Annotated in this window: 3 protein-coding genes; 2 read left to right on the forward strand and 1 reads right to left on the reverse strand. The window is 38.1% G+C overall.

Annotated features, from left to right (window positions below):
- The coding region (locus ABMA79_RS04690; protein WP_393090676.1) for a hypothetical protein at nt 1–885 on the forward strand (885 nt) is incomplete at its 5' end.
- Here the strand turns inward: ABMA79_RS04690 and ABMA79_RS04695 are convergent.
- Nucleotides 872–5,758, reverse strand: a complete 4,887-nt coding sequence (locus ABMA79_RS04695; RefSeq protein ID WP_393090679.1) for a hypothetical protein — start codon at nt 5,756–5,758, stop codon at nt 872–874. The genes ABMA79_RS04690 and ABMA79_RS04695 overlap by 14 nt on opposite strands.
- Before the next feature lie 368 nt (nt 5,759–6,126).
- Between ABMA79_RS04695 and ABMA79_RS04700 the strand changes: the two genes are divergently transcribed.
- Nucleotides 6,127–10,116: hypothetical protein (locus tag ABMA79_RS04700; protein ID WP_393090682.1), on the forward strand; the 3,990-nt coding region annotated here is incomplete at its 3' end.

The following is a 10,116-nucleotide window of genomic DNA, read 5'->3' on the forward strand; positions in this document are numbered from 1 at the left end:
AGTCTCTTGTCTCCTGAATACTTTGAGTACTCTCATTCTTTGATGGACGGAAGTGCTTCCATTCCATATTACCTTACCCAACTAGGCGCTAAAAGAGATCCGATCTATTCCAATTACAAGAAGAAGATCTCATTTTGGAAACATGTGAAACTTGCTTTGAAATCGACGGATATTTCACCAGCTAAGGCCCCGCAGTGGAAAGAACGTAATGATATTAGACCTAAAGATAATTATGAATTTGAAATAGGGGTACTTAATCATGATGAGACAAAGGCCTTTAATAATTTTCTAAAGGAAAATAAGCTTTCTCAAAATGTTGTGCTCTTAGAACTTATTAATCTTCATGTTTTTTCTCTGATCAAAGATGAATGTCAAAATGAGCGCTACTCTTGGCTACTTCCTATTAATATTAGAGGAATCGTTAATAAGTCTAACCCTTATGAGAATCACACCTCTTTTGTTCAATTACGCCTTAATGCAAATTCTGACTATAAAGAAATAAGAAATAGCTTTTCTGAAAAAGTTAAAACTCTCAATCATATTGGACTCTGGTGGGTTCACCACATCGGTGTTTTATTTGGCAGAAATTATATGGCCAAACTTTCTCGAAATTCTGCAACAAAGAATTTCTGGCTCGGGACATTTTCTAATATCGGTGCTTGGAATGTTGAAGATGAAAGTTATAAGTCTCTTGGGAAAGATGAGGTGTGGTTTGCCACAACTCCAGGTTCAAAGAACTTCCCCGTTGGTATTGTTGCCATGGAATTTAATGGACAACTAAGTCTTAGTATGAAAATTCATCCTTATATTGCAAAGGATAATAGAGGAGTGGCCAAGGCACTCCTCGATAAGATTATTGATGATATTAAATTTAATTACAGTTAAGAACTTGAACGGCCGGTGTTGAGCCTTGAAGCTCACTGGCAACATTGGCCGGAAGACAGTAAACGTGAGCATTCCACTTTAGACCTTCTAGGAAGTAGTCAACGCGACCTAGCTCATTATCATTATCAGTATTTTGCATAAATCGCTTAACATTCCCAACTCCTGCAGCATCTGCATCAGCAAGTGTTTCTTCTGGAAGTCCATATTGTCCATGAGCTAGACCAAAACCAACATAACCATCAGCACACATACTTTGCTGACATGCTACGATAGCAAGCTTTTCACGATCTTTCATATGCCCAGTCAGAGGTTCAAAGTCTGAATCTGGAAGATTTTGAAGTTCACTTGAAACATAACGATTCGTATATGCAGAAACGTTAGCATAATTTTTTAGCTGACACTTATTGTTTTGCGGGTTGATATAACCAGTACAACAAAGGTTCGCATCATCTCCGGCCTGCATTTGTGTTCCTGCCGGCATACAACAAGCAAACTCATCACTTTCAAATACTGGCTTGAATTCATTTGCTTTTGATAGTGGCTCATAGTCGGCAGTGTCTGCAAGCATAAATCCATCAATTCCATATTCCGCAGTTGCCGTGTCATCACGATAGATTGGTTTGCTACACTTATTATCACCCATATCAACAACACCTGAGATATGGTCTTTGATAACGATATTAGGAATACCTGTTAGCTCATAATACCCCAGCCACTTTGTGATATCTTCTCCAATTGCATCTGGTATATCCACAAGTGAACAGCTTGATGTATTTTGAGCTTGAGTGGCACTACAATTTTGTTTTGACTGATCAGCGTAGTTGTAACATTTAAAGTCTTCTAGTGAGTCTTGACCGTGAGCTTGCATTTTACTTGGCCCCCACTCATGTCCACCACCATTCACTTCTTTGTTAAAGCTTCGAACCCAGTTCTCGCTACAGCACATTTTCTTCCCATAAGTTGAAAGGGCCTTAAACTGAGAGTAGGCACTTGCCTCAGGTATCCCGGCATCCTTAGTTGCCATTGTCATTGTGTTGATACCATCAGTTTGTCTTTCATACTCTGTCAGAACATTTCCTGAGAAGCGTGTTGCAGTCTTTGCGCCAATTTCCGCACCGGGTACTCTTGTTAAATCAACACCGTCACTATTAGTGATCGTTGAATCATTTGAAATAGGTCTTCCAAAGATATCAAGAGTAGGGACTTTAAATGTATTTCCCATCTCTGTACAACAGCGATTATTTCTTATGTCATAGTCATCATCGCCAACACGTGCTGGTTGTGAACAAACCTGTTCTGTTTGCCAGAAAGATAGCTCATACTGACTTGTTGCCGTAATAAGATCATCGATTGAGACACCCTTTGTATTATCTGTCACAAATTTAGAGGCCGAGCAATCAAGGTCTGTAAAACATGTTGAACCTGGAGCTCTAAGGCATGCATTTACTGGAAGAGCTTGTGAGTCAACATATGGTGCATCTTCATCTTCAAGGTCTTTTAGAAGTTCATTATTTGTAAGTCCTTCAAAAATTTCTAAGAAGTATGTGCTTAGGTTTTGAGATCTTGATAGGAGTTGTAAATCTGATGTTCTTGTTGTGACATCATTAATTCGATCAAAGGCAATATAGTCACCAGTCGTATCAAAAGTAGGGCAACTTAGGAATGTATTAAGGTTTACATTATTTTGTAGGTCTGTAACAGTATTTCCCATATTACCAATGAAATCTGGAACAAGAACTGATTCACGATCCATCGAAACTACTACATCTTCTAAGTTTGCATCACGCCCTGGTAGGCAGAGGCCCTGAACATTATTTAGCAGTAAGTTCTTCTTTGCATTTGAATTAGGAGGTTCATTACCAATATAGCTAAATGGACGGCCAAGGGCCGGTGCTTCTAGTCCCACTGTTGAGACAAGATCCTCATCCGTATCAACCTGTCCATTTTGGAATGCTAGAGAAGTTGCTTTACGTGAAATTCTATTATTAAACTTATCATTATTGGCACCTTCAAGTGGCTGACAGTGATTGTTAAATGAACAACCATGTAGTCTCTTTGAACCAACTGTCGTGTAAGACTGAGAAGAGTTATTTACAGTGTTGTATTCTGGTAAACAAGCTGCTCCACGTCCTCGATAGACACATCTCTTTACGCCACCTGAAAAAGTTCCTGTTAGAGAAAGAAGGCGGTCAATATCGCTTTCTTGTGGGATCTCGTTTCCATTTACATCAAAATTTGGAAAAGGTGATGAGAGTGTCGAAATATTCTCACAAGCATAATCCCAACCTAGTGCAGAAACACATTCATTATCTGTGCTACAAGAGTGAATTTGCTGGCAAGTTGCTCCATCTGTTGCAAAATCCGTTGTAGGAATATTTGAACTTCCGTTAATAACTGAATCTTGTACTGTAACTGAATAACTATTCTCAACTGTTTGATCAGAGAATTTTGCATTAATGGCCAGAAAGAGCTTATTACTTGATGCCTTGATTCTTCTTTTTGAACCAACTGCAAACCATTTAACACCATCAAATGATCCAATTACAGATCCGTAGTTGAATCCATACCAGTCGCGATCATAGCCATTAGCAACCATAAAGTGCTGGGCCTTCATACGATTAAGTCTCTGATCCTGTTGGTCTTCGTAAGGTTGGTGAGTCCAAGCAAGCATCGTCGCAGGCACAAAGCAGGCACGTCCAAAGAGGAAGTCATCAGAACGATACTTTGTTGTCTTCTTTCTTGATGAAGTCGTTAGGTCAGGTTGGTAACCAGCTGGGCCATTTGTGAACTCGTTTGATAGATACTTTAGGCTTGAAGCGTAGTAATCATTTCCACAAGATGAACAACTTGAATAATTTCCACCTGAAACGAAGATATCATACGTTGTCCCTTCATTAACTGAAATCTCTTTCGCAGCTTTGGCCCCTGTACTTGTCAGATCAAAGCTTCCGTAGATTTCATTAAAGCCAACGTAATCATTTAAATTATTAGGTTTTGACTTATCTCCACTCGTATAAGCAAACGCTGTTCCTTCTTGAGCAAGATTTGGTTCAAGAATTACATCTGTTAATGTTAAGTCTTTCTTAGAGACACCATTACTATCAAAGTACCTCTGTGGAGCGGTTTTGGCCGAAAGGTAAAATGATTGCTGTAGGGGAGCTTCTGGTTGATTAGAAACTAAGTAACATTGGTAATTAACAACCACATCATTTGTGTCCCTAACTTCTTCAAGCGCACATTGTGTTAGTGAACACTTACAATATGTAGCGATCTCCTGTTGTGCAGCTTCCTTAGATGTCAGGATTGTTGGATATGTTGTTAAGTTAACATAGAAGATTATCTTAACTGTTTGTGAGTCTTGAACAATGTAGTTATTTCCAAAGACAACTTCATTAATTGCTCCAACAGAAAGAGTCCATGAAGTATTTTGTGTTCTTGTCACTTCATCGACTTCAACGACTAATTTATTGCTTAGGTTGGCATAATAAGGAATTTGAAAGCGTTGTGTTCCAGGGTAGTGGTCAGTGGCCATACCTTCATTTTGTCCTTGCTTATAGACTTTATAACATTGGGCCTGGAAATTATTGATACGCTTACATGAAACATCTGTATAGGCATCAATCTCAAGGTTTTTGTACTTATTCGTTTCACTATATGGAGTCGTAATTTTTAGCTTTGTCGTATCTGTTAAGTTGTCATTTTCTCCGGAGATGCTTACAGTTCCTGGAACAATAGCTGCACCTTCTTTATAGATAACACCATTTTGATAGCGCACTTCATGGATTGAGTTAGCAAAAGGTTTTGTTCCTTTATATGTAGTCGCAAAATTTGTGTCATCAATATTCGTTTCGTAGTTTTCCTCTAGGTCTGTACGAGCACCTTCATAGATTGTTGTACAAATACCGCGTTCTCCATCAAATGGAGTCGTACACTGAAAAAGTTGTTTCAAACGATTAAAGCGAATCGCTGCTTCTTCATCAGGAGTGTATTCATCATCAGGATCTGTTCCTGGAACTGAACCTGTTGTACAAATATTATAGTAATTAGGATAGTTGTAGATTGCTGATGGATTCAGATCAATCTCATTTAAGATTGTGCTAGGGATATTTTCTGTCTTGGCAGACAAGTCTTGAACACATTGTCCGTTTAGACAGCAGTAGTCACTTCCATTACTTGTACATTGTGAGTCTTGTGAACAAAGATTTCCATTATCTGGAGTTCCGATATAAGTGAAGAACAACTTAAATGAAATACTATTTCCAAGTGCTGTTGTAAGGTCATCTCCTGCATTTGTTGTTAGAAGCAGAGAACCTGATGTTGTTGTGATATTTGAGCATGTTGGACAAATATCATCGATATCGTATTTTACTTTTGTTGAATTTAGGGCCTTAGCGACGATAAAAGATTGAACATCAAGGTTATCACAATAGCTTTGTGTGATAGATTTATCAATTGTGCGATAAGTGAATCTTAAGAAATATTCTTTTGAATTTTCTGAGACATTGATCGTGTACTGTGGAAATCCTACCGCAACAAGTGGAGTACCACTTTCAATACTAGGGAAGTTGACAACTGCACAGTATGTTTTATTGAGATTCTCTTTCACGTAATTGTGAATCCCACGACCTCTTAATGTAAGCTTGTCATCAAAGTAATTATCCATTTCAAATACAGAATCATAAACATTTCCTGCATATTGAATATAGGCCCTTGAGTCTTCGAAGCTTGGATCGTTGATCTCTGATTCCACACCATCGTTGTCACTGCTAGATGTAGAGCGATTATTAGCTGCCTGAGGTACGCATGAACTTGCCATCATAAGCAATAGCGTAAACGTCAGAATGAATTTAAACTGTTCCGTGTATTTCTTCATTTACTATCCCAAATAGTTATCGTCTCAATCACGTAACTACTTAAGATTAATATAAAGTAAGGTTAAAATATGCCGCAGTAAAAACGAAGTAAAATGAGTTATTAGGTGGTTACGAGATAAACTGGCCCAAATGATTCCGATCATTTGACTCAGATATTGGGCAACGGCCAATATTATTTACGTTGGCCACAATATTTGCCACTTTTGGTGTTCAACTTGCAAGTTGGTTTTTGGCCCAAGAAATGCTCTCTTGCCCTGTTAAGCACGTGTAAATATTTAAGTTACTCAGATAATTCAAGGCCCTAGGGCCCATTGCCTTTAATAAACTCTAGAAATCGCTATCCTATGATCTGTTCGAGGGTAGGATTATGAAAAGAGAAGAAAGAAAAGACGACGGGTCAATCTGGAGTTCATACTCAGATATGTTTACAACCGTTGCAGTTGTATTCCTAGTAATGTTCGTTTTTGCCATGATTAAAGTTGGTGTTAAATCACTTCAGCAAGCGCAGGAGAAGAAGAAGCACGAGCAACAACTTGAAGGAATGGTGTCCAAAGAGCAAAAAATCAAAGAAATGAAGGCCAAGAATGAGATTGAGCAATCAATCACTGAGGTTACTGATTATAAGAACGTGATTAACCAGAAAATGGTCGAGCTTTCTAAGTTTGTTGAGAAACTTGAAAAGAATAAGAAGATCATGGAAGAGATGGTTGAGAACCAAACAAAGAAAGAATCAATTGTTGAAAAAGTTGGACAACAACTTGATAAAGAAAAGTATAAGTCTAAAAAGATCTCTCGTGAAAATACAGAATTAAAGAAAGAAATCAACGAAAAAGCTAAAGAGATGAAGAAGCGTCTTGAAGAGATTCGTAAGAATCAAGATGACCTACGTTCTAAAGAGGCCCAGCTTGATAAGCTTTCACGTATGATGGAGAGACAAAAGAAAGAAGAACAAGAACTTCAAAAGAAAATTCAACAAATCGTAAAAGAGATGAAGCAAAAATCTCAAGAGAACGATAAACTTTCTAAGAATCTTGAACAAACAAAAGAGAAGATTAAAGAGCAAGAACAAGAGCAGAAGAGAATTAAAACTGTTCTTGAATTCAAAGAAAAATCACTAATAGATCTTGAAGAACAAATTAAAGAACGTGACTCTATGCTTGCTAAGGCACAGGATAAGAATAATATTCTTTATTCTAAAGTTGGTGAACTTGATAAGAAAAAGAAACAAGTTGAAGAGCAGAAGAAAAAAATTCAAGAAACTCTTTCAAGTGTTGAACAAGTAAAAACTCAGCAAGAAAAGAAACTTAAAGAGCTAGAGCAGGAAATTACGAAACAAACACAAGATATCAAAAAGATTACTCAGGTTAAAACTAAGCTTGAGACAAAGCTAGAAGTAGAACAAAAGAAAGTTCAGGAGCAACAGGCCGAAAACAAGCTTGTTAATAATGAAATTGTAAAGGTTAGATCAAAACTTGCTAACACTCTTCAAAAAGTAACTGAAGACACAAAGAAAATTCAAGAGCTTCAACAAGTAAAGCGTAAGAATGAAGAAGTTATCGCCAAGGCAAATCGTGAGATTAAAGGGCGTATTATTGCTCAAGAAAAGCTTGAAAAAGAGATTGTTGAACAGAAAAAGGCCCAAGAGCAAGAAGTTCAAAAACTTAATCAAGATCACACACTTAAAGTTGATAATCTAAATAAGAAATATGCCAATATCATCTCAACAAAAGAGCATGAGATTAAGACGCTAAATGCCGATCATCAAAATAAGGTGGCCGACCTAACAAAAACTTATGAAAAACAAAAACAGCAACAAAAAGCTGGATATGAAAAACAAGTTGCAGACATGAATAAGAAGTTTCAGTCGGAACTTGATACAAAAGATAAGCAACTTGCTGGGCAAAAGAAAGATTCACAAGAAACAATTGCTCGTCTTAACTCAGATCACCAAAAGAAAGTATCTGATCTAACGAAAACTTATGAAAAGCAGCAACAAAATACGAAAATGGGTTATGAGACTCAAATCGCTGATCTTAATAAGAAGTATCAAGGTGAACTTGATGTTAAGGAAAAACAACTAGCTGGTCAGAAAAAGCAGTCACAAGAGACAATTGCCAAACTTAATACTGATCATGCAAAGAAGGTTGATGACTTAACTAAATCTTATGAAAAGAAACAAAAAGACACGCAAATGGGTTATGAAACTCAGATTGCAAATCTTAGTAAGAAGCACCAGTCGGAGCTTACATCTAAGCAACAACAATTAGACGGCCAAATTAAGCAGTCTAAGGATACGATTGCAAAACTTAATGCTGATCACGCCAAAAAAGTGGATACGATCACTAAGTCTTACGAGAAGAAACAACAAGACACGAAAATGGGTTATGAGACTCAAATAGCCAATCTTAATAAGAAGTTTCAGTCTGAGCTTACTTCAAAGGACCAACAACTTGCTGGTCAGAAAAAGCAGTCTCAAGAAACAATCGCTAAGATGAATGCAGATCACGCAAAGAAAGTTGCGGATCTAACAAAGTCATATGAGAAAAAAGAAAAAGATACGAAGATGGGTTATGAGACTCAAATCGCTAATCTTAATAAGAAGCACCAGTCTGAGCTTGATACAAAGGAAGCTCAACTAGCAGGTACTATTAAAAAGTCACAAGAAACAATTGCAAAGCTTAACTCTGATCACGCTAAGAAAGTTGATGACTTAACAAAGTCTCATCAAAAACAGCAACAAAATACAAAAATGGGTTATGAGTCGAAAATTGCAAATCTTAATAAGAAACACCAAGCAGAGCTTGATACGAAAGAAGCTCAACTAGCAGGTACTATTAAGAAGTCACAAGAAACTATTGCAAAGCTTAACTCTGACCACGCTAAGAAGATTACTGATCTAGAAAAAATGCATAAGAAATCAGAAGCAAAGCAAAAAGCAGGCTATGAATCAAAAATTGCTGACTTAAATAAGAAGTACCAATCAGAACTTGATACAAAAGAAAAGCAGTTAGCTGGTGTAAAAAAAGATGCACAGTCGCAAATTGCAAAATTAAACTCTGATCACAAACGTGAGCTTACAGATTTAACAAAGCAGTATGAAAAGAATAAGGCCGATCAAAAAATGGCCTATGATAACCAAATTAAAGATCTAAAGGGGAAACATGCTCAGGCCATGGATTCTCTTACTGCACAAAAAGATTCTCAAATTAAAAAATTAAATGCTGATGTTACCGCTCGTGATGGAAAAATCGCAGGTCTAAATGATGATGTGAAAGGGCTTAAGTCTAATCTTGCACGTTCACAACAAAGTAATCAAGGCCTTAAAGGTGATATCAAAAACCTTCAATCAAAACTTGCCCAGGGTGACGCTAAGAATAAAGGTCTTGCAGGTGAAGTTGATCGTCTTAAGGCGATGGTTGGAAAACTTGAAGGTGATAAAAAGTCTCTTATGGCACAAAACGGTGGACTTAAAGATGCTCTTGGGCAAGCTGAAGGAAAGCTTAAAGGAATGTCAGAAGAAAATGGTGGACTTAAGAAAGCTCTAGGACAGGCGCAAGGAAAGCTTGCTGGTATGTCTGAAGAAAATGGCGGCCTTAAGAAGGCGCTTGGCGAGGCCAAGGGAAAACTTAAAGGAATGTCAGAAGAGAATGGTGGACTTAAGAAAGCACTTGGCCAGGCCCAAGGAAAGCTTGCTGGTATGTCTGAAGAAAATGGAGGGCTTAAGAAAGCTCTAGGTCAGGCAAAAGGTAAGATGAAAGGCATGGGTGAAGAAATCGGTGGACTTAAGAAGGCGCTTGGACAAGCTAAAGGCAAGATGGCCGGTATGGGGAAAGAGATCGGTGGGCTAAAAGAAGCTCTTGGACAGGCCAAAGGCAAGATGGCCGGTATGGGGAAAGAGATCGGTGGACTTAAAGACGCTCTTGGAAAAGCTAAGGGTGAGCTAGCTGGTCTTGGTAAAGAAAATGGTGGACTTAAAGAAGCTCTAGGGCAAGCAAAAGGTAAGCTTGCTGGTATGGGTAAAGAAATAGGCGGTCTAAAAGAGGCCCTTGGACAGGCCAAAGGTAAGATGGCCGGAATGGGTAAAGAGATCGGTGGACTTAAAGATGCTCTAGGAAAAGCAAAGGGTGAACTTGCTGGTCTTGGTAAAGAGAACGGTGGACTTAAAGAAGCACTTGGACAGGCCAAAGGTAAACTTGCCGGAATGGGTAAAGAGATCGGTGGACTTAAAGATGCTCTAGGAAAAGCTAAAGGTGAGCTAGCTGGTCTTGGTAAAGAAAATGGTGGACTTAAAGAAGCCCTTGGACAGGCCAAAGGTAAACTTGCCGGAATGGGCAAAGAAATCGGTGGACTAAAAGAT

The sequence above is a fragment of the Halobacteriovorax sp. HFRX-2_2 genome (assembly GCF_043196705.1).
Classification (GTDB): Bacteria; Bdellovibrionota; Bacteriovoracia; order Bacteriovoracales; family Bacteriovoracaceae; genus Halobacteriovorax_A.

Excerpts from the sequence above, each read along its gene's own strand:
- ABMA79_RS04695 (WP_393090679.1), bottom strand. The coding sequence starts at position 5,758 with ATGAAGAAATACACGGAACAGTTTAAATTCATTCTGACGTTTACGCTA.